This window comes from Candidatus Poriferisodalis sp., assembly GCF_965208485.1.
Taxonomy (GTDB): Bacteria; Actinomycetota; Acidimicrobiia; order Acidimicrobiales; family Poriferisodalaceae; genus Poriferisodalis.
In genome coordinates this window covers 2,158,936-2,180,627 of the sequence record NZ_OZ242344.1, presented here as the reverse complement: position 1 = coordinate 2,180,627, position 21,692 = coordinate 2,158,936, and the positions used below count along the sequence as shown (strand labels likewise).

General features: G+C 66.6%; 14 protein-coding genes. 12 read left to right on the top strand and 2 right to left on the bottom strand.

The window, feature by feature from the left end:
• Positions 1-107 precede the first annotated feature (107 nt).
• From ACOGXQ_RS10140 to ACOGXQ_RS10100, 9 genes are all read left to right on the top strand, one after another.
• Complete coding sequence (locus tag ACOGXQ_RS10140) at positions 108-4,193, top strand: TIGR02680 family protein (protein ID WP_419947268.1); 4,086 nt, start codon at positions 108-110, stop codon at positions 4,191-4,193.
• Positions 4,190-5,815 (top strand): TIGR02677 family protein, encoded by a 1,626-nt coding sequence (locus ACOGXQ_RS10135; protein WP_419947267.1) that lies wholly within the window; start codon positions 4,190-4,192, stop codon positions 5,813-5,815. The genes ACOGXQ_RS10140 and ACOGXQ_RS10135 overlap by 4 nt, the downstream gene beginning before the upstream one ends.
• On the top strand, positions 5,812-6,930 hold the full coding sequence (locus ACOGXQ_RS10130) for a TIGR02678 family protein (protein ID WP_419947266.1): 1,119 nt from the start codon (positions 5,812-5,814) through the stop codon (positions 6,928-6,930). The genes ACOGXQ_RS10135 and ACOGXQ_RS10130 overlap by 4 nt, the downstream gene beginning before the upstream one ends.
• Positions 6,927-8,168 carry a TIGR02679 family protein gene (locus ACOGXQ_RS10125; RefSeq protein ID WP_419947265.1) on the top strand — a complete coding sequence of 414 codons (1,242 nt, stop codon included), beginning with the start codon at positions 6,927-6,929 and terminating at the stop codon, positions 8,166-8,168. Before ACOGXQ_RS10130 ends, ACOGXQ_RS10125 begins: the two co-directional genes overlap by 4 nt.
• Positions 8,169-8,503: 335 nt before the next feature.
• Entirely contained in the window at positions 8,504-9,919 is a 1,416-nt protein-coding gene (locus ACOGXQ_RS10120) for an OB-fold domain-containing protein (protein WP_419947264.1), read from the top strand.
• 255 nt (positions 9,920-10,174) lie between these two features.
• On the top strand, positions 10,175-11,377 hold the full coding sequence (locus tag ACOGXQ_RS10115) for an acetyl-CoA acetyltransferase (RefSeq protein WP_419947263.1): 1,203 nt from the start codon (positions 10,175-10,177) through the stop codon (positions 11,375-11,377).
• A gap of 408 nt (positions 11,378-11,785) precedes the next feature.
• Positions 11,786-12,679 carry a hypothetical protein gene (locus ACOGXQ_RS10110; protein ID WP_419947262.1) on the top strand — a complete coding sequence of 298 codons (894 nt, stop codon included), beginning with the start codon at positions 11,786-11,788 and terminating at the stop codon, positions 12,677-12,679.
• 147 nt (positions 12,680-12,826) lie between these two features.
• A complete protein-coding gene (locus ACOGXQ_RS10105) occupies positions 12,827-14,305 on the top strand; it encodes a hypothetical protein (protein ID WP_419947261.1) in 1,479 nt (492 codons plus the stop codon).
• A complete protein-coding gene (locus ACOGXQ_RS10100) occupies positions 14,302-14,496 on the top strand; it encodes a hypothetical protein (RefSeq protein ID WP_419947260.1) in 195 nt (64 codons plus the stop codon). The genes ACOGXQ_RS10105 and ACOGXQ_RS10100 overlap by 4 nt, the downstream gene beginning before the upstream one ends.
• 78 nt (positions 14,497-14,574) lie before the next feature.
• Here the strand turns inward: ACOGXQ_RS10100 and ACOGXQ_RS10095 are convergent, their stop codons facing one another.
• Both ACOGXQ_RS10095 and ACOGXQ_RS10090 read right to left on the bottom strand, forming a co-directional pair.
• Entirely contained in the window at positions 14,575-16,644 is a 2,070-nt protein-coding gene (locus ACOGXQ_RS10095) for a 1-deoxy-D-xylulose-5-phosphate synthase (RefSeq protein ID WP_419947259.1), read from the bottom strand.
• A gap of 17 nt (positions 16,645-16,661) precedes the next feature.
• Positions 16,662-17,636: a lysylphosphatidylglycerol synthase transmembrane domain-containing protein gene (locus ACOGXQ_RS10090; RefSeq protein WP_419947258.1), complete on the bottom strand. Its 975-nt coding sequence runs from the start codon at positions 17,634-17,636 to the stop codon at positions 16,662-16,664.
• A 294-nt stretch (positions 17,637-17,930) separates the two neighbouring features.
• On the opposite strand from ACOGXQ_RS10090, the gene ACOGXQ_RS10085 reads away from it, so the two are divergent.
• The 3 genes from ACOGXQ_RS10085 to ACOGXQ_RS10075 all read left to right on the top strand — a co-directional run bounded on the left by ACOGXQ_RS10085 (position 17,931) and on the right by ACOGXQ_RS10075 (position 21,688).
• Positions 17,931-19,376 (top strand): TldD/PmbA family protein, encoded by a 1,446-nt coding sequence (locus tag ACOGXQ_RS10085; protein WP_419947257.1) that lies wholly within the window; start codon positions 17,931-17,933, stop codon positions 19,374-19,376.
• 92 nt (positions 19,377-19,468) lie between these two features.
• Complete coding sequence (locus ACOGXQ_RS10080; RefSeq protein ID WP_419947256.1) at positions 19,469-20,833, top strand: TldD/PmbA family protein; 1,365 nt, start codon at positions 19,469-19,471, stop codon at positions 20,831-20,833.
• A gap of 81 nt (positions 20,834-20,914) precedes the next feature.
• The gene (locus ACOGXQ_RS10075) at positions 20,915-21,688 is read left to right on the top strand and encodes a PHP-associated domain-containing protein (RefSeq protein ID WP_419947255.1); all 774 of its coding nucleotides are present in this window, start codon (positions 20,915-20,917) and stop codon (positions 21,686-21,688) included.
• Positions 21,689-21,692 lie beyond the last annotated feature (4 nt).

Genomic DNA, 21,692 nt, shown 5'->3' with positions numbered 1-21,692 from the left:
AAGTTGGCTTCACGGGCCGAGGATCGACATCGCGCACTTGGCGTTGCGTTGCCGTCGCGGCGTTGTGACAGGTGTTCATGTCACACGCCGTGGCTACGTTCTGAGCCGTGAGCAACCCTGCTGACGCACCTCCGGCGCGCTGGCGGCTCGAGCGCGCGGGAATCATCAACATCTACCAGTACGGCGACGAGGTGCTGGACTTCCGCTGCGGCCGGTTGCTGCTGCGTGGCGTCAACGGCTCGGGCAAGTCGACGGCCATGAACATGCTGCTGCCGTTCCTGCTCACAGCCAGCCAGCGCAATATCGATGCCGCCCGCGAGCAGAGCGGCCTGCTGCGGTCCTGGATGCTCGACGGCCGCGACGACGCTCAGCCGGTGGGCTACCTGTGGATCGAGTTCCGCCTCGGTGACGAGTACTTCGTCTGCGGCTGCGGCATCAAGGCGAACCGGCAGGCCGACAACGTCACGACCTGGTGGTTCGCAACATCGAAACGCCCGGGCATCGACTTTGACTTCGTCGTCGGGGGTGTACCGCTGTCGGCAGACGCACTGCGCGACAGGCTCTGCGGCGACCCTGTGTTTGCTCACCGTGACCGTCGCGACTACCGAAGCTTCATCGAGCAGCGCTTGTTCGGCGGCGCCAGCGTGGACCAGCACATCCGGCTCATCGACAAAGTCCGCAACCCGCGAGTCGGCGACCGGATCGATGTCGATCTGCCGCGCGATCTCGCCGACGCGCTGCCGCAGCTCTCCGAGCAAGCGCTCACCGATGCGGCAGCCCCGCTGGACGATCTCGAGGATCACCGCCGCAACGTCGCAGAGCTCGAGCGGACCGTCGCTGCTGTCGAGGGACTGCTCGACCGGTACTGCGCCTACTGCACCAGCGATCTGCAGCACCGTGCAGAACAGGGCCGCCATCTGCTCGCTGAGTCCCGACGTTGCCGCCGTGCCGAGACTGCGGCGCGCAATGCCGTCGCTGCTGCTGCGCAGGAGGTCGAGCGGAGGGACGCCCAGATCGCGCGTGAGCAGAGCAACGTTGATCGGCTGCGCAGCGAGATCTCGGCAATCGAGGAGTCGCGGGCTTACCAGGAGGGACGCCAGCTCGACGGCGTGCGCGATCTCGTCAACAGCCTCAAGCGCCAGCACGACGAAGCGACACGCAGCCTCGCGAACGCGCAGGACCAGGTGCGCAACTCCCGCGGGCATCTTGTCGCCGCTGCCGGACGCAGCGAGGACGACGTGGTCACGCTGAACGCGGCGCTGTCGCAGGCCGACCAACTCGCGACGCGATGCGGTGTCACCGAACGCCCGCCGACAGCGCTCGACTGTGACCGCGCCTGGCTCGACGGCCTCGACATCTCTGTCCCAGAGACCTTCGATCCCGGCCCCGCCAAGCGCCGTCTCGACGGCGCCGCGGCAGGGGCGCTGCAACGACGCGGCGACATCGGGCAGGTCGCTGAGGCGCGCTCCCGATGCGACCAGGCGGAGGTGCAGTTCGCACGCGCAACCGATGCGCTGAATGAAGCGGTGAATGCCAAGCAGCGCGCCGTCGACGCGCACGCGCAGCGGCTGGACGCCTTGGCGGCAGCTCAGCGCGAGTGGGTCGCCCATACCGGGGAATGGGCATCGACAGCCATCACGCTGTGCACGTCAGCCGGAACCCCGACCGACGTCGCTGCGATCGCGGCGGCGAGCGCGGGACTACCCGACAACGACGCGGCGTCCTTCGCGGCCCGGAGAGCGGAGTTGCTTGCCGAGATCGTGTCCGGCGTCGAGGCGCAGACCGCCAACGCGGCGGACGCCCGCCAGGCGCTCGAGGCGGCTCGCCAGGCTGCCGCCGACCAGCAGGCGGTGCTCGAACTGCTCATGACCATGTCCGAGCCCGAGTCGCCGCGATTCGACTGGCAGACTCCCGCCGATCATTGCTTCGCCGACCTGGTGGACTTCGCGCCCGGGCTCGACGAGACCGAGCGGGCGCGCATCGAGGCCGCGCTCGAAGCCTCAGGTGTGCTGGCTGCCCGCATAGGTGCGGATGAGATGCTCGAACTCGCCAGCGGGGAGCTGGTCGCCGTTGCCGCCTCGCCGGTCGAGCTGCCTCTCAGCCGCTGGCTGCGCCCGGCGATACCTGCCGAACTCGCCGGATCGGTCAACGAGGGAGTGGTCGCCCGACTGCTTGACTCGATCAGTCGCGATGTCAATGCCGGCGGCGCTGCTGCGGCCACCGACGGGTCGTTTCGAACAGGGCTCTTGCGTGGGCGCCATACCAAAGATCGAGCGGAGTTCATCGGCACCGCAGCCCGGCGAGCAGCCCTGGAACGCAAGCGTGCCGCCGCGCAGCGCGAGCTGGAAGCGCTCAAGGACCACGAGCGGCAGGCGGAAGGCACGCTCGAGCGCCAGCAGGAAGCACTTGATGAGCTACGCCGTCACGCTGCCCGGTTGCCCGATACCGGCGCCATCGAGCGCGCAGAGGGTGCGTGCGATGCAGCGGCGAGCGAAGTTGCAGCCGCCGAGTCGCGCCATGACGAGGCCGCGCGCTCGGCGACGCAGGCCGAGAGCAACGTCAACACCGCAGACGAGGAGCTGCGCCGGACTGCTGCGACGCTTTCGCTGCCGCGAGATCGCGACGGGCTGGACGGCTTCGCCGCCGAATTGGCCGAATTCGAGCGGCTGGTGGGCTCGTGCCTCGACGGGCTTACGAGGCTGCAACGATCGGTCGAGGAGTGCGCTCGCGCTGCGGCGCAGTACCGCAGCGACCTCGCCCGGCAGCATGACATGAGCGCCCGGGTGGCACAGGCCGAGTCGAGACGCGACAGGGAGCAGACCCGTCTCGACACGCTGGAGAGGACCGTCGGCGCCGACTACGAACGCGTCCGCAAAGAGCGCGACGGGCTCGCGAAGGAACTCGAGACGGCTGAACAGCGGCTGCCGGCTGCACGCGAAGACAAGGAACGCGCCGTCGAGCGCCGAGCCTCGGCAGTCGCTGAGGCTGAGCATGCGCAACGAGCGGCGTCGACCAGCGAGCGCTCGTGCGAGACCCACCGAGAACACGTCGACGGCGTGCTCAGGATTCCGGGCTACTTCGATGCCGTCGTAGGCGGTGAGGCGACACCGCCCGCAAGCGACAGCACAGGTTCGACGGGCCTCGCAGCGCTGCTCGACGCGATCGGCAGGCTCGCGCCCGCAGCGGCCGACGGCACCGCGGCCCCCGAGGCTGCGATCAACGCGGACAGCGTCCGGCAGTCGCTGCAGCAGCGCCGCGACTCGCTCGGCGCCGGGTGGGATGCAGCCGCACTCCAGCCCGATGCGAGCAGGCCGCTGGCGGTGGAGGTCTCCGGTCCGCTCGGCGCCATGACCCTCCCCGCAGCCCAGCGTGCCGCGACATCGCAGCACCAGCAGCTCGCCGGACTGCTCGACCGCAAGCAGCAGGATGCGCTGAGGGAACTCCTGCAGGGTCTGATCGCCAGGGAGATCGCCCAGAAGATGCACGACGCGACGCGCTTGATCGAACTGACGAACGAGCGGCTCGCAACGGTGTCCACCGCGCACCGCGTGGGCGTACGACTGCGGTGGCGACGCTCCCCCGAGCTCGACAACTCGACGGCGCGCATGGTCGAGCTGCTCGCCAGACCGCCAGACCTCCGCACGCCCGACGAGAACAGCGAGGTCCGCGTTGCCCTGACGCAACGGCTGGACACAGCACGAGCCGACGACCCCGACGCGCCCTACCGGCAGCTCATCGCCGAGACGCTCGACTACAAGACGTGGCACGACCTCGACGTGATGGTGACACGGCCCGAAGCATCCGAGCGCCGGCTCAGCCGCCGCACACCGCTGTCGGAAGGAGAGAAGAAGCTCGTCACCTACCTGCCGCTGTTCGTCGCGGTGGCTGCGTCCTGTGACGCCCTCGCAGAGGCGGTCGCCCAGCCCGGCGCGGAGTCGCCCCGAATCGCCCGGTTCGTGCTGCTCGACGATGCGTTCGCCAAGGTCTCCGCCGACAACCATGCCAGCCTGTTCGGTCTGCTCGTCTCACTGGATCTCGACTTCATCGCCACGAGCGAACGGCTGTGGGGCGACCATCGCACAGTGCCCGAGCTGTCCATCGTCGAGATCGTGCGTGATGTCGGCCTGAAGTCGATCCTGCTCGATCGCTACAGCTGGCAGGGTGACACGCTGGAGCGTGTCGGCATGGCATGAGCGAGACCGCAGCCGGCTCGGGCGCTGTGCCGCCGCCGACCAGCGAGCGGCCTGCTGCGCACCGCGTCCGCCACCTGTTCCGCTACCTCGGCGGCGAGGAGTGGGCCGAGTACCGCGCCATCCTCGCCGTGTTTGCAGACACCTTCTTCACCGAGTTCAGCCCCGAAGAGGTGCAAGCCCGCTTGGTTGGCTCGCATTTAGGCGCTGACGTGGTGCAGGACCGCCTCGAACGCCTGCGCCAATGGGGCAACGTGACGGTCTCCGCCGACGCCGGCAACCCGACCAGCCTCGAGGACTACAACCGCCGGCGTCACCGGTACCTGATCACCAGCGCGGGTCAGCAGGTCTTCGATCTCACCGAGCGGTTGCTCGCCGGCATCGACGAGGTCGCCGATCCCCAGGCGGGCCGCCTGAGCGATCTCGCCGCCCGATTGCAGACGCTCGCGGACCATGCGCCGACTGACTTCCGTGACATGGGCACCGAAGAAGCAACGGCAGCAGTGCGGGCAGTGTTCGACACCCACGAGCGGTTCGCCGAAGAACTGACCGGGTTCTTCAGGCAGCTCGCCCAATGGCAGAGCCGGTACGACCTGAGCACCGACGAGGTTCAGCTTCTTGCCACAGTCATCGTCGGCTACGTGAGCGAGCAACTCGCTCAGATCGAGCGATTGCAGCGACCGATCGCCCGCAGCCTGGAGTTGATCATGCCGCGTCTGGATCGACTGCTCCCGAGAGTCGACGCGGGCCTCGCCGAGCGCGTCGGGGAGGCTGGTCTCGCCGGGCAGTTCTCTACCCGGCGCACACTCGGCACCGAACGTGACGACTGGCGCCTGCTGAGCGGCTGGTTCAGCGATGCCCCCCCGCACCCCTCCCGCCTGAGTCAGCTCACCGGCCAAGCGTTGGGGGCGGTGCGCACGCTCACTGCCAACCTCAGCCGGCTCTCGCGCCTCGGCACGGCAACCACATCTCGTCGGTCCGACTTCCTGCGACTGGCCGGTTTTCTCGACGCAGCCGGGACGCCCGGTGAGGCTCACGATCTCGTAGCCGCGGCCTTCGGCCTCGGGTCGTGCCGCAAGGCGGGGAGGCTCGCCGCTGATGCCGACGATCCCGCTCCGAGGACTACGCCATGGGCGAGCGCGCCGCGAGCCTCGGTGCCAGTCTCATTGCGCGAGCGGGGCGAGCGCACCCAGCGCGGCAACGCGACGCCGGTTCGCGATCGCAGCAGCGAGCTGCGAATCATCTCCGAACGCCTCGACAGCGAGCGCGTCGAGCGTCAGGCGGCAGCCCGTGAGCTGCTGTCGGGCACTGACGAGACCGGACGGATCGACGGGGCATCGCTCTCGACTGCTGCGTTCGTGCTGCTCCGGGAACTCATCAGCCTGTGCGGGCACCAAACAGCGGACGGTGCCGGGCCTCGGGTGGCGAGCGCAGCAGGGCTCCGGTGCGAACTGCGACGCGACGATCATGCTGAGACCGTCATCGAGTGCCCGCAGGGTCGGCTGCGGTTGCATGGCCTGACGGTCTCGGTTGCCGAGTTCGACGGCGGTGGGGGACGGTCAATCGAGACCGTCACCGCAGCAGCGCCGGCGCCATGGCCAGCCGGGGCGGAGTCGGCGGCATGAGCGCGGCCTCCGACGCCGATCTGCTCGCTGTGGAACTGCGCGAGGCAGCGCGTTGCCTCGCAGCGCGACCGCTGGTTGCGGCAGAGAACGCTCCCGATGAGTTCATGCTGATCCGGCGGCACCGGCGGCAGCTCGACCAGTGGTTCACACAGCGTTTCGGCTACCGGCTGCAGGTGACTGCGGACACTGCCCGGCTCTTCAAGACGACGGCAACCGTGCGGAACCGCCCGCTTCGGACTGCCACGGCGCAGCCACGGCCCTTCAGCACCTCGGAGTACCTGATGCTGGCGCTCGTGCTGGCAGCAGTGGTGTCGGGCCCCAACGTCATCAGCTTGCGCGACCTCGTCGGGGAGCTGCGGGCCGCAGCGGCTGAAGCGGGCGCGGAGATCGGGGTCGAGCCATCGGATCGGCGGGCGCTGGTGACAGCACTGCGCTGGATGATCGCCCAGGGCCTCGCCGCCGAGCTGCATGAACGCATCGACGACTACGCACATGATGCGGAAGCCGATGCTGTGCTCGCGATCCGGCCTGACCGCGTGGCGTTGCTGCCGTTGCCGGTCTTGACACGGGCTGAGTCCGCTGCCCAGTTGCTCGAGCGATCCGGACCCGACGTGTCGACGCGCTCGGGAATGCGGGCACGGATCCTCGAGGAGCCAGTCGTATATCGCGACGACTTCGAGGCGGATGAATGGTCAGAGCTGCGTCGACGTCTGGGCGAGGAGGTCGATTTCTTCGACGAGATGTTCGGTCTGCACATCGAGGCGCGAGCAGAAGGCGTCATGGCCGTCGACCCCGATGGAGAACTCTCGGATGTGCGGTTCCCGCAGACCGGCACCGTCGGGCACGCGGCGTTGCTGCTCGCCGATCATCTCGCTCAGGGCGACGGAACGTCGCTCCGACGTGATCAGGTGGTTGCGGTGGTCGCCGACTTCGCGGCCGAGCATCGTTCCTACTGGTCCCAGATAGCAGACACCCCGGAGCGGCTTGCCGACGAGGCTGTCTCGCTGCTCGCTGATCATCGGCTCGTCGAACTCGACGGCGACGACGTGGTCGTGCTGCCGGCGGCGGCGCGCTATGTCCTCGACATCTCCCATGCTGAGGCGTCCATGCTGTGAGCGAGGCAACGATCCCGGAATCGCTGGCGGACCCCGGCATGAGTTCGCTGTGGAGTGCAGTCCGCCAGAAGCTTGACCACCGCGGGCCGGCCGCGCGCGGCACTATCGGGATGCCCCGCGTCGAGTCGCGCTGCGTGCCGGCCGTAACGGCCCTGATCGGACGCACGCCGACAGCGCGGCTCGATCTCGGGGAGTTGGAGGCGGGCTTGGTCCGGCTGGGTGTCGGCCGCGATCTCGATTCGGCGCTGGAGCTTCTCGGATGCCCGGCCGATCCCGCGCTGGCAAAGCGGCGCGAAGCTCGCGACACCGCACGGGACGCCCGTGGCGCCCTGCTCTCCGAGCTAGACGGCTGGCCTGAGCCGTGGGCCTCCGAGTGGGGACACGACCTGCTCAGATCCGGCTTGCTCACGGGTTTCGACGCAGCCGCAGCAGCATCGCTGCTCGCAGACGTTCGCAAGTTCCTCGACGCTCGCGATCGCTTCGCCGGCCGGAGTGCCTCGCGGGTAGAGCTGGCGGCCCGGCTCTTCGGCTCCGCTCACGCGCTCGACCGGCAGACGAAGCTCGCAGCGGCCACCGAGAGGGCACTGAAGTACTCGATCGGCCCTGAGGGCGACACGCTTGAGGGCCGCGCGCTCTGGGAAGCGGCAGGAATCGCAGCCGACTCGGTCTCCGCTCCGGTACTGACGTGGGGGGTGCGCCCGCTCGGCATGTCGCCGCTGGCGAAGATGTTGACCGCTGCGGCCGACGCTTCGCTGCCGGTCCATGTGAGCCTGCGGGCGCTGCGGGCGCACCGGATAGAGGCGGCGGCAGGCACGCCAGTCCTCGTTGTCGAGAATCCGAGCGTGATCGAGAACGCGGCCGACGGGCGTGTCCCGTTTGGCCTCGTGTGCACCAACGGCAACCCGACATCGGCAGTGGTCGAGCTGATCGACCAGCTCGCTGCGAACGGCGCCGACCTCCACTACCACGGTGATTTCGACGCAGCCGGCATTGCGATCTGCCGACGCATGGCAGAACGCTCCTGCACACCGTGGATGATGTCAGCCGCTGACTATCTGGAAGCCGTGGAGCATGCGGATGCACAAGGCGTGCCGCTACCACTCGACAGCGCAGGCGCAGGAGTCACGCCCTGGGATCCCGCACTCGAGGTTGAATTCGACGGCCGCCGCCGCGTTGTGCATGAGGAACTGGTCGCAGCGGAAGTGCTGCGCCAGTTCGGCGTGCGTTTCGGCGCTTGATCTGCCGTTTGACGTCGACGGATTCGAGCATCTTCGCGTCAGTCGATGGCTGGACTTGCAGAGCCAACGGTCCGCCGCCAGCCATCTCGAGCGTTGCCGCGTTCAGCAGCCCGCGTGGTGCCTAAGAATTCTGCAATCCAAGCGGGCGACGTGACCCGCGACGGGCACTCACGAACATGGCGGCCCGCCGGACGACCGTCTCGCCGAGGCCTGCCGCGTCGTGCCCGCCGCTGGCTGGCTCAACACCCGACGGCGCGTCCTCGTAGGCTCCTGCGCTGGTCGGCGTGCGCCGCAGCGCGGCTTCGGCACAGCCGAAGACAGCGGCGATCGGGACGATGGGAGACCGCACTATGGGACGAGGGATCATTGCGTACGGGGCCTACGTGCCCTACTGGCGGCTGGATCGCTCCAAGATCACCGCTTCGATGGGTTCGGGGGGTGGCCGCGGGCATCGTGCCGTGGCCAGCTACGACGAGGACACCACCACGATGGGGGTCGAGGCCGCCCGCAACGCCCTGCGAGGCACCAATCTGGTTCCCGGCTCGGTGATCTTCGCCACGGCCAACCCCGCCTACTTGGACAAGACCAATGCCACCGCCATCCACGCGGCCCTCGACCTGCCGTCGGAGGCGTGGGCCGTGGACATCGGCGGTTCGCCGCGGTCGTCTGAGGCTGCGTGGTCTGTTGCGTCGCTGCGCAGCGGCGTCAACTTGGGCATCGCTGCGGACCTGCGCACTGGACGGCCGACCAGCGGTGACGAGGCGAACGGCGGCGACGGCGCTGCAGCATTCGTGTTCGGAGACGACGAGGCCTCCCCGGTGCTGTGCTCGTGGCTGGGCGGTGCCCAGGCATCGGCCGAATTCCTGGACCGGTACCGCCAGCCGGGCGATCTGTACTCGAGAATCTGGGAGGAGCGATTCGGCGAGCAGGTCTACGTGCCGCTGGCCAACGACACCGTCGAGCGAGCGCTCAAGCACGCGAATCTGGGTCTGGACGGCATCGACAAGGTGGCGATCGTGGGCATGCACGCCCGAGCAGTACGCAGCCTGTCCCGCCTTGCCGGCGACAAGCTGGTGAGCGACCTGGTCGACGAGATCGGCAACACCGGAACGGCGCACCCCGCCTTGGTACTGGCGTCCGTCCTTGATGAGGCCGAGCCGAACCAGACGATCCTGCTCGTCCACCTCGCCGACGGCTGCACGGTCGATGTGCTGCGGACAACCGACGCCATCGCCGACCACACCCCGTTCGCGCCGGTCCGCGCGCAGATCGAACGAGGCAACGACGCGCTCGACTACAGCAAGTTCCTGACGTGGCGTGGGTACTTGGATCGCGAACCGCCCCGGCGCCCTGACCCGGACCGGCCCGGCGCGCCGCCCGCATTCCGCGCCGAGGAGTGGAAGTACGCCCTTGTCGGCTCGCGAGACCGCAGTTCGGGCGCCATCCACATGCCGCCGATGCGCGTTTCCATGGAAGGGGGCGCGGTCGACGACATGGAACGCATCCGCATGGCCGACACTCCGGCCACGATCGCCACGTTCACCGTGGACCGGCTGGCGTACTCGCTGTCGCCGCCGGTCGTGGCCGTGGTCATCGACTACGACGGCGGCGGCCGCTTCCAAGCCGAGATGACCGACGTCGATCCTGACGATGTCCGTATCGGCGACCGGGTCGAGATGACCTTCCGCCGGCTGTACACCGCAGAGGGAATCCACAACTACTTCTGGAAGGCCCGCCCGGCTGCGGGGTAACAATATTGGGACCCGCCGGCTCGCTCGTCGCCCCGGACTGCCGCGGGTCGGAAATCTGCGCAGATTTGCCGTTCTGGGCGGCGATTCCGCGCAGATAGGGAAGCGCCCTAGAAATCTGCGCAGATTTGCCGTTCTGGGTGCTGATACGGCGCACAGGAGACGTCAATCCGAGCCGTTGGCGACCGAAACGGGCGAGCACCCTCGGCCAGCGGCCATAATGTCAGGTACACCCAACCCACTACAAGGCAGGCACACATGAGTTCACATGGCATTCGCGACAAGGTCGCGATCGTCGGGATGGGTTGCACCCAGTTCGGCGAGCACTGGGATCGCAGCGTCGATGACATGCTCACCGACGCCGCGCACGATGCATACGCATCCGCTGGCGTCACCCAAGACGACATCGACGCCTTCTGGCTCGGCACGATGGGCTCGGGAGTCTCCGGCCTGACACTGTCGAAGCCGCTGCAGCTCGACTACAAGCCGGTCACCCGGCTCGAGAACATGTGCGCCACCGGCTCGGAGGCGTTCCGCAACGCTGCCTATGCAGTCGCTTCGGGCGCCTACGACATGGTGATGGCCATCGGCGTCGAGAAGCTGAAGGACTCGGGCTACTCGGGTCTGACAGGCGCTCGCCCACCGAGCGACGGCACTGATTCCACCATCACGGCACCGGCCACGTTCAGCCTGCTGGCACCGGCCTACGCCCACAAGTACGGGCTGGATGAAGAGACCATGAAGGAGGTTCTCACCCGCATCGCGTGGAAGAACCACCGCAACGGCGCACTGAACCCACGGGCGCAGTTCCGCAAGGAAGTGGCCCCCGAGACCATCGCAGGCTCGCCGCTGATCGCTGGTCCGCTGGGCATCTTTGACTGCTCAGGCGTCAGCGACGGCTCGGCCGCTGCGGTCCTGGTCCGGGCTGAGGACGCCCACAAGTACTGCGACAACCCGCTGTACATCAAGGCGCTCAGCTTCGCGTCCGGTCCGGCAACCGGTGCGCTCGACAGCACCTACGACTACACGACGTTCCGTGAGGTTGTGGCATCGGCAGCCGAGGCCTACAAGCAGGCCGGCATCACCGATCCCCGCTCGCAGATTGCGATGGCCGAGGTGCACGACTGCTTCACGCCCACCGAGCTGGTGCTGATGGAGGACCTCGGCTTCGCCGAGCGTGGCTTGGGCTGGAAGGAAGCCATGGCCGGCACGTTCGACCTCGACGGCGACCTGCCGGTCAATCCCGACGGCGGTTTGAAGAGCTTCGGCCACCCGATCGGCGCATCCGGCCTGCGGATGCTCTTCGAGTGCTGGCTGCAACTGCGCGGCCAAGCCCCGCCTGAGCGGCAGATTCCCTCGGTGACCGAGCAGGGCAAGACGCTGGGACTCACGCACAACCTGGGCGGGCAGCCGGGTGCGTGCGTGAGCTTCGTCTCGGTCGTCGGTTCCGAACTGGGCTGATCGCCTTTGATGCCCACAGCACCGCTGCGGCACAGACAACTCAACGCTTGACGGCCCGGGGCATTTGCTCCGGGCCGTTGCGCGTCTGCAGTCGGCCATCTTCGATGCCGTGCAGTGGCACAAACCGTGAACGGGGAGTTACCATTGAGGAATGAAGTTCGTACATTTGTCTGTGGCGCGTATAATGAGCACGACTCGCGGTCATGTTCTGCTTGCGATCAGGCGCGTGCTGTCGACGTCGAGCTCGGGAACTCGACTTTTTCCTCGAACTCCCAAGCGTCGAACTGTCCTAGGTGTCGTCGTCTTGGTCGTGTCAGCCAGCCAAGCGCTCTTGTGGCCGGGCCCAGTATCGGCAGACACAATCATGACGGCAAGCACGGAGTCCAAAGCACTCAACGACATCGCTACATGACGGGTTCCGTCACCAGCGAAATGCAACTCAGGCAACTGAAACTGGAATGCGAGACTTCGACATGCTTCATGCTGCCGATTGAAGAAGGATTCTCGCCGCTCGACCAATTCGTACTGCTTGCAGAATTCGATCCGACGACCATACCCGACATTCTCGCTTTTCTGCGGAGAATCGCACACAACCCGGTTCCTTTATACAGCAATATGGATGGGGAGTCGCTTGAATCATTCACCATTGACATCAAGGATGCTATCGATTCAGTGCTCGCAGAGCAGGCGGTTCCGGGTACTGGCCGCACGTATCGTGGCCTTGACACCAACCCGCAACCCGATCCACTGTCGGACTTTGGCACGGGAAGCGGTGTACCTCCGGGGCTTATGCTGGGAACCTACGAGCCTTTCGACTTCTATTTCGATGGTGATTATATCTGGCGAGGAGTCAAGACACGTTCATTTGGGTACTTTTCATTCGGCTGGTGGTTTGTAGCTGGTTCAGTTCAGTTTGAATACAGGATGTCACTCAATGGCCGACAAGTGCGCTTCTGGCAAGAGTTGACTGTGCCAGAGCCATGGGGTTCGTTCAAGCTCGGCTACAACGACAGTTGCTGTCGCATTGATCGCAATCGGTGGCCCGACCGCGACTGCGATGAACACCCCAATCCGAGCAATAGCTTGGGAACCTGGGTCCGTAGCCTCCGGCAACCGGATTCCGGTTACGATTACGTCTACGACTCGTCATATGCGCTCAAATTCTTCGAGTTCGAGCACTACATGAAATACCGAATCAGCGGATCGGGCTCTGATGAGACGATATGGAGAACTGTTCACATCGGACAAGGACCGCGGTTTGAGTGTGTGAGAGGCTCAACACAGGCTTGTAGCTTCGTTTGATGGCATAGGCACTGCCTTAGTATGAAGAGTTGGATTTGTTTGGCTATGTTGTTGTCGATACTTGCCGTGTGTGTGCAATGCACATCTGAGCACTCGCAAGGATCGCCGCAATTCTCAGGCGATCCGCATGAGCTATCTGCATCGCTCTTGGCAGATGTCAGAAATAGCTGCGGAATTTCTTTCGACAGAGACAGTCTGCCGTCAGTGTTGATCGCTGACAACGGTGCGAGCATGACCTCTATCTCATCTCTTGATGCACTGTTTCGCGAGTATCTGCTCTATTCATTTCTGGGTTTTATCTCAACGGACTTCGAGATGTACGTCGACTTCTATCGCGGGCGCGCTGCAGATCGAGCTGGCTTCTATGATGCGCGAACACGAACTGTCTACTTGAACCCTCATGTAGACGGCTTCTGGACGGATCAGATTCTCGCGCACGAGCTTGCACATGTGTGGCTCAACGACGCACTGCGCGAACGGCAGTCCAACTTGCCGTTGTCCATCGCAGATGAACCTGACCACTACCTGACGATCGCGGCGGTTTCCGAGGGATTCGCTCACGCGTGTCAATCGCAGTATGCCGCCGAGCGTATCCTTGCCCAGCGAGACTTGCCTGCGAAAGGTTCTGGTCGATCACCGCGAGACACGATGCCGCTTGACAATGGACCGCTGGATCGTTCCCTCGCGTTGGCACCGTTCTTTGAGCGAGCTTCGGGTTGGACATACTCCATCGGTCAGGCATATGTCACCGATCGACTGCGGTCTGGAGATCCGACGTCGATTGTTGCTTTAGCACGCAGGGACGACTGGCCACAGAATACTGCCGAATTGATGGGCTACGACGTTGACTCAGCAGGTCGTCAACTTGGTGCACTGCTAATGCGGGAGGCGCTTGTCTGGAGCGGAGTCGCGTGGCAGAACGCGGACGCGATTTCTGCGTCGATTGTCCACGATGAATTCTCGATCGAGGCTGGCGGGTCTTCGGATGAATGGTGTGTCACATTGTCAGTCGAGTTCGGTGAGACGAAGTCCGCTCGTCCGAGATCACTCAACGCTGCAGATGCCCTCAGGCGGTGGGCAATCCTCGCCGGGAACGAGATCATCGATGAGGATTCTCACCACTTGACGTTCCGGAGGTGCAGTTCGGATTCGATTGCCAGCGCATCTTCACCAGTGGCAAGAGCCTCCCAACGCCGTCTGGAATCGATCTCCGGGGAGGACGATCGGCACTTGGCTCGCAGTGACGACACGATGACGATGACTCCACCGCGTAACTACTCCCCGCTGCCATATGCCTCTTCGATCCGTTGGAGTCCACGAGACGCACGGTCAGCCAGCCGCAGCGACGGCGGTCGCCTGATCGCGCCCATGGGTTTGCCGGGTGTCGACATTGACTTCCTGCTCGAGGAAGCTCTTGATTGTCCGGAATACAGACAGCGCCTCGGCGGTCTCTTGGAGAGCCTGCTCGAGCACCCTGACAGGCTCGTAGAGGTCGGCGTTCGGGAAACTCCTGCGGAGAATTGGCGTGGCCAATTGCGGGATGCCGCTGCCATCCTGGGATTCATCGAGAGCGAACGTGCGATGAAGTTCTTCCAAGGTGAAGAGGGAAGTTCAGAACCGACATGACGGCCGCGAGCGAGCGCGCAGAAGTTCGTCTTGGCGAAGGTCTTGATTGCCGCGGCAGCCATGCAGTCACCGATTCTGCGATCACTGCGTCGGCCATGTTCAGCCTGCTGGTGCCGGCCTACGCCCACAAGTACTGCGACAACCCGCTGTACATCAAGGCGCTCAGCTTCCTCCTAGTGGTGCGTCGCTGAAATGGCTGGGGCTGAAGCAAGCCCATTCTTGCAGGTCAGCGAGCTGCATGATGCCCGGAGGAAAACTGCGACACACCACTAGGAGTTCATCCGGGCGAGGATCTTGCCGACCGACGCCGCGATGCCTTTGGCGTCGAGGCCGACCTCGGCGGCAAGCTCGGCGGCGCTGCCGTGCGGGAGGTACGCATCGGGTGTGCCGAGCTGGCACACGCGGGGAACGCTGGGCGCATCGAGCTGCTGCAGCGCATCGCTGACGAGGCTGCCGAACCCGCCGACCCGTACGCCGTCCTCGACCGTGACGACGAGCGGATGCGAGGCGGCATCGAGGAGCATGGCTCGATCCAGCGGCTTGATCACCCGTGGATCCCACAGGGATACTTCTGTGCCGTCGGCGCTGAGCAAGTCGGCTGCCTCTGCGGCGGCACTGAGGGTCTGACCGGCCGCGAGCACGCAGGCGTCAGGGCCCGTTCGGCGCCGACGAGCCTGCAGCCGCATGCCGCCGGGGGACGTCTGGAGCGGCTCGATCGGCCCGGCCAGCGCGCCCTTTCCTCGGGGCCAGCGAATCGCAACCGGTCCGTCGGTGATTTCGAGCGCGTGAGCGAACGCGACCGGCAGGTCGTCGGGCGATGACGGCGCGAAGACCGTCATGTCCGGAACGCGGGTGAACATGGCGATGTCGTAGAGTCCGTGGTGGGATGCGCCGTCGGGGCCCGTGATGCCGGCGCGGTCAACGCAGAGGATGACCGGCAGCCGATGCAGGCCGATGTCGTAGAGCGCCTGATCGAAGGCGCGGGCCATGAACGTCGAGTACACCGCCACGACCGGTCGCAGACCTGCGCGTGCCATGCCCGCTGCTGAGGTCAACGCGTGCTGTTCAGCGATGCCCACGTCGTAGAAGCGCTCGGGAAACTCGCGCTGGAACGGCAGCAAGCCGGTGGAGCCGCCCATGGCAGCGGTGATCGCGACGAGGTCACGGTTGCGTCGCGCTGCGGCGATGAGCGTCTCGGTGAACACGGCCGTGTAGTCGCGCACAGTCGGCTCGGCTTGGCGAGCCGGTTCATCGCGCACAGTCGGCTCGGCTTGGCGAGCCGGTTCATCGCGCACAGTCGGCTCGGCTTGGCGAGCCGGTTCATCGCGCACAGTCGGCTCGGAGGAGGTCGCGGACTCGCTCGGCGCCTCCCGGGACTCTTCTGGGGTCAGCTCGGCGGGGGCGAGCGCTGGCGAGCTGCCGGTGGCTGGGTCGAAGAGGCCGATGTCGTGCAGGTGCTTCTCGGTGTCGTGCTCGGCCGGGGCGTAGCCGCGGCCCTTCTGGGTCACCACGTGCACGACGACCGGGCCCTCGGCGTAGGCCGCTGCGTCGCGAAATGCCGATTCCATGGCTCCGATGTCGTGACCGTCGACGGGTCCGAGATAGCGCACGCCGAGCGTCTCGAAGAACGCTGGCGGCTCCCACATCTCACGCATGGCTGCCGCAGCGCTGTCGAGGCTGCGCCGTACGCCGTCGCCGAGGGGCACGCGCTCGAGCAAGTGGTCCACGACCCGCCGACCCTGAACATAGTGAGGCGACTGTCGCAGCCGTGACACCGCGGCCGACAGCCGGCTGACCGTCGGGGCATAGGAGCGGCCGTTGTCGTTCAGCACGATGAGGGCACGCTGGGCGTAGTGGCCGAGGTTGTTCAGTGCCTCAAAGGCTATGCCGCCGGTCATCGAGCCGTCCCCGATGACTGCTACGACACGGCGGTGCTCGTGACCGGTCAGTGCGAAGCCCGCGGCAAGGCCCGACGCCCAGCTCAGCGAGGTCGAGGCATGACTGTTCTCGACCACATCATGGGGAGACTCCGACATGCTGGGATACCCCGACAGGCCGTGGCGCTGGCGCAGGCGCTCGAAGCCCTCCCGGCGTCCCGTGATGAGCTTGTGCACGTAGGTCTGATGGCCGGTGTCCCAGACGATGACGTCACGCGGCGATTCGAAGACCCGGTGCAGCGCCACGGTGAGCTCGACGGTGCCGAGGTTCGACCCCAGATGTCCACCGGTGCGCGAGACGGCCTGCACGATGAAGTGCCGTATCTCGGCGCAGAGTTCGTCGAGCTGCGCTGGGCTGAGCGCCCGCAGGTCAGCCGGACTGGTGAGTTTGGCGAGGTGCATTCGCGGCCCAAGGGTACTCAGGGTCCGAGCGGTGCCTCCGCGGGCGCCTTGCCGTGCCGCCGACGCCCGCCGAGCGCCAGTGCGGGGGCCCCGGTCAGGCTCACCAGCAGGGTCAGCGCGTACAGCAGCAAGCCCAGCAGCACGGCTTCGCCTTCGTTCACGCCGTGGGCATCGAGGAACAGCACGAACGCACCCTCACGCACGCCGAGGCCCCCGATCGTGAAGGGCATGAGCTGGACGATCAACACCATCGGCGCAAATGCCAGCCATGCGCGCATGCCGGGATTGATGCCGATGGCTGCCCCGATCAGCGCTGTCGCCGCCACGAGGAGGACTTGGTAGGCGAACCCGACTCCCAGCAGCCGTGCGGCAGCGCGCGGATGTCGCCGGAACATGCTCAAGCCGGTGTGAACGGCGCCCAGTGCATCTCGGATGCGGTTGCCCCCGGCAAGACGGCCGAGTCCGCGTGGATGCTCGGCAACCCAGACGACGAACGCCAGCACGGCAAGTGTTCCCAGCGCCAGCCCGCCTGCAATCTGGCCGCCCGAATGTGTGAGGAGGCTCGGCCGCGACAGCAGTGCTGCCAGTGTGAGCACCGGAAGCACCACCCAGCCGGTGAGACGCTCGATGATCACCGTTGCGAATGCGTTGGCCTCGCTGCCGCACAGACGGCCCAGCCGGTTGACGCGCAGCACGTCCCCGCCGATCGTGGTGGGCAGGAAGTTGCCGACGAACTGGGCTGCCAAGTAGATCGACAGCATCGACCGGCACGACACCTTGACGTCGAGCGTGGCAGCGACTTGCCACCAGCGTGCGGAGGCAGTGACGAAGGCCGCGGCGATCGCAAGCGACGCAGTCACCAGCCAGCCGGCCGCCGCACGCTTGGAGTCGAGGTCGAGAGCAGAGAGCTCGTCGCGGCTGATGATGAGCAGCAGCGCCAAGAGGCCTGCGCTCACGCCGACGCGGAGCACCGTGACGAGGCCGTGCGGCATGCGCACTCAGGCTGCACTCCCACGGCGCCTGCTCACGGCGGCCCTGGATTCAGTACGGCTGCGCACTTCCCTCAGAGGCAGAGTCCCGGGTCCGAGCGGCCGGTGAGCGAAGCGAACTAGAACGGGAAGCAAATGGCGGTCCGCCGGGGAGGTCCAACCACCGCATCCTCTAACGAAGCGTTTCACTTGGCTTCGCACAATAGTGTGGCCGCACCGCGGGACATGAGACGCTGACGCGTGTCTCGCCGATGCTTCGGAAATCCCGGCAGTGATCCCGACACGACAGCGCATCCCATGACCTCAACGACAGACACCATCACTCCCGGCAGCACCGAGGCCGGACCGCTTGTCGACCTTGACGTGGTTGATGCGACCCTGAGGGAGGCCCTGCGCGCGGGCGGGGAATGGGCAGAGCTCTTCGCTGAGGATCGATCCTCGACGGGCGTGCTGTTCGACGAAGGACGCGTCGAGGAGATGAACTCGGGCCGGGACCGTGGCGTGGGCATCCGGGTCACCGCGGGCGACATCACGGGATATGCACACACGTCCGACCTGACTCCCGACGGACTCGCGGACGCGGCACGAACCGCGGCGGCGGTGGCGACTCGCTCGCCGGCCGGCGGGGCGGTCGACATGGCGTCGTTCCGCGGCGACGGCAGAGCCGAGCCTCAGGTCGCAGTGCTGCCGGCAGACATCGGCACCGAACACAAGGTGACGCTTCTGAAGGCGGCGGACGACGCCGCCCGCTCGACCCAGAAGGCGATCACCCAGGTCACCGCCCGCTATGGCGACAGCCGGCGGCGGATCCTGGTGGCCAACACCAACGGCGTCTGTGCGGCGGACGATCAGGTCCGCACGCTGTTCTCGGTGAGCTGCGTGGCCAGCGGTGACGGCGGTTTGCAGACCGGCCGTGAAACCGTCGGCTACACGGTGGGGTGGGAGCTGTTCGACGACTGCGACCCAGCCGAGCTGGCCGAGCGCGCGGCACAGCGCGCCGTGACCAAGCTGGCCGCTCGCCCGGCACCCAGCGGCGAGGTGCCCGTGGTGATCGCTCGGGGCGGTGGCGGCGTGCTGTTTCACGAGGCATGCGGGCACGGGCTCGAAGCCGACTTGGTGCGCAAGGGCGCGTCGGTGTTCCGGGACCGGGTGGGCACTCGGGTAGCCGCCGAAGGCGTGACCTTGGTGGATGACGGCACGATGGGGCCCGAGTGGGGCGCGCTGAGAATTGACGACGAAGGCCATCCGACGCAGCGGAACGTGCTGATTTCCGACGGCGTGCTGACCGACTACATGTGGGACTGGCTACGGAGCCGGGACGACGGGCGAGCGCCGTCGGGCAACGGTCGTCGCCAGAGCTACACGCACCTGCCGATGGTCCGCATGACCAACACGTTCGTCACGAACGGCGACATCGACCCCGATGACATCATCTCTGACACGCCCTGGGGCGTGTATGTGGCCCACCTCGGCGGCGGTCAGGTGAACACGGCGACCGGCGACTTCGTGTTCGGCATGACCGAGGCCTACCTCATCGAGGACGGCGAGATCACCGAGCCGCTTCGCGAGGGCAACCTGATCGGCAACGGTCCCCAGGTGCTTCTTGACATCGATGCCATCGGCAGTGACTTCGCGATGGGTCATCCGGGCACCTGCGGCAAGGACGGCCAAGGCGTCCCCGTCGGCGACGGCCAGCCCACCCTGCGGGTGCGAGCCCTGACCGTCGGGGGCACCGCCGCGTGAGCGGCGGGATGCGGCCGCGCGTGAGCGGCGGGATGCGGCCGCGCGTGAGCGGCGGGATGCGGCCGCGTCCAGACGACGGGGTGTGATCGCTGGTGAATGGTCGCAAGCAGTTTGAACCTGATGAGCTGGCTCAGCTCGCCCAGCGGGTGTGCGAGCGGGCTGCGGGCAACGAGCAGATCGAGGTGTGCGTCTCGACGGGGCGTTCCACCACGGTGCGGGCGTACAACGGCGAAGTGGAGTCGCTGCGCTCGGGCGTGACTGCCGCAATCGGCGTGCGCGTCGTCGAAGACGGCCGTCAAGGATTCGCGTCCGCCGGCTCGCTGGATCCCGATGTGGTGTCCGACACGCTGGCGGCGGCGCGCCGCAACGTCGCTTTCGGCGAGCCGGACCCGCACCAGCGCCTTGCCGAGCCCGACGGTGTGGAGCCGCCGGGACTGGATCTCAGCGACCCGGCGATCCTGAGCGTTCCCGATGCCGACAAGATCGCTGCGGCGATCGATCTCGAGCGCCGCTGCCTCGATGCCGATCCGCGCATCTCAGGCGTACGTGTCGCCGCGTGGAGCGACGGCTGGTCGCAGTCGGCCCTGGCGTCGAGCACGGGCATCTGTGTGCAAGCCTCGGCAGGCTGCTGTTCGATCGGCGCCCAACCGCTCGCCTCCGATGGCGACGAGACCCAGATCGGCTACGCCGGCGATGCGGCCCGGCGGCCCGATCAGCTCGACGTTGATCGTGTCGTCACAGAATCGACAGCGCTGGCCACTGGACAGCTCGGCGCGACCAAGCCGCCGAGCGAACGATTGCCGGTCGTGCTCGCTCCGTCGGTTGCTGCCGCATTCATCGCAGTAGTCACCAGCGTGCTTGCCGCGGACAGCGTGCTCAAGGGACGCTCGCCGTTCGCCGACCGTGTCGGCTCCCAGATCGCCGACGAGCGATTGAGCCTGTTCGACGATCCGACCGACCCTGCGACATTAGGCGCCACCAACTTCGACGGCGAAGGGCTCGCCGCTCGCCGCAATGCGCTGATCACCTCGGGTGTGCTCGGCGGCTTCCTGCACAACGCATACACCGCCCGACGATCGGACACCTTCTCCACCGGGTCGGCTGTCCGCGGCACTCGATCGGTGCCCGGAGTCGGAACTCACGCGCCCGTCGTGAACACCGGTGACATCGCCAATGAGAAGCTGAACGCGTCCATCGGAAATGGTGTGCTCGTGCGGGGCGTCAGCGGTCTGCACAGCGGGGTCAATCCCACCAGTGGCGACTTCTCGGTCGGCGCCTGGGGACATCGCATCTCGGGCGGTGAATTGGCCGAGCCATTCCGGGAGGCAACGATCGCATCCACACTGCAGCGGATGCTGCTTGGGATCTGCGGCATCGGGGCGACCGCGGAGCCGCTTGCCGGCGGGATGTCGATGCCGCCACTGGTCGTCGCCGATGTCGCGCTGTCGGGGGTGTGAGCTGTGCCGCGCCCGCCCGCTCCAGCCGCCGTCGAACGGCACCCTCACCTCGCGGACGACTGCCCCTCAGGCTGGGTCAGGGTGGACTTTCACACCCACACCATGTGGTCGGGCGATTCCACCACGACGCCGGAGGAATTCGCCCAGTGCCTCGCAGAGAGCGGCATAGACGTGGTGTGCATCACCGACCACAACGCAGTACGGGGTGCGCAGCAGCTGCAGGGCGAGCTGGATGCCCGGGTCGTGGTCGGCGAGGAGATGAAGACCCACGCCGGCGAGATCATCGGACTGTTCTTGACTGAACGGGTCCCGCAGGGATTGGCGCCTGTGGCGGCTGCACAGGCGGTCAAGTCTCAGGGAGGGCTCGTCTATATCCCGCACCCGTTCGACCCGCTCCGCAACAACCTGCGCCACGACGTGCTCGATGAACTCGTCGCCGAGGGACTCATCGACAGCATCGAGGTGCTGAACTCCAAGACGAGCCTCAACAGCCTCAACTCGCGTGCTGCGCGCTACGCAGGCGAGCACAACTTGGCGCCGGGCGCCGGCAGCGACGCCCATGTGGCGGAGGCACTCGGCGGCGCGTATCTCGAGATGCCGGATTTCGATGACGACGATCCGGCCGGCTTTCTGGCGTCGATGCGCCAGGGCTGGGCGGTCGGCCACCACTACGACCCGCCCCGTCGCTGGAGACCGCGCATCATCCCGTCGCTGGAGGCTGAGCCGGTAGGCGAAGCCGTGACCCGAGCGGCCCGTGAGCCTGTATCCAATCGAGATTGGGAACAAGAGCGGGAAGCAACTGGCAACGCGACGGACGGGTTCAGCGATCCGCGCGTGCGGTTAGGCGACGACTAGAGGC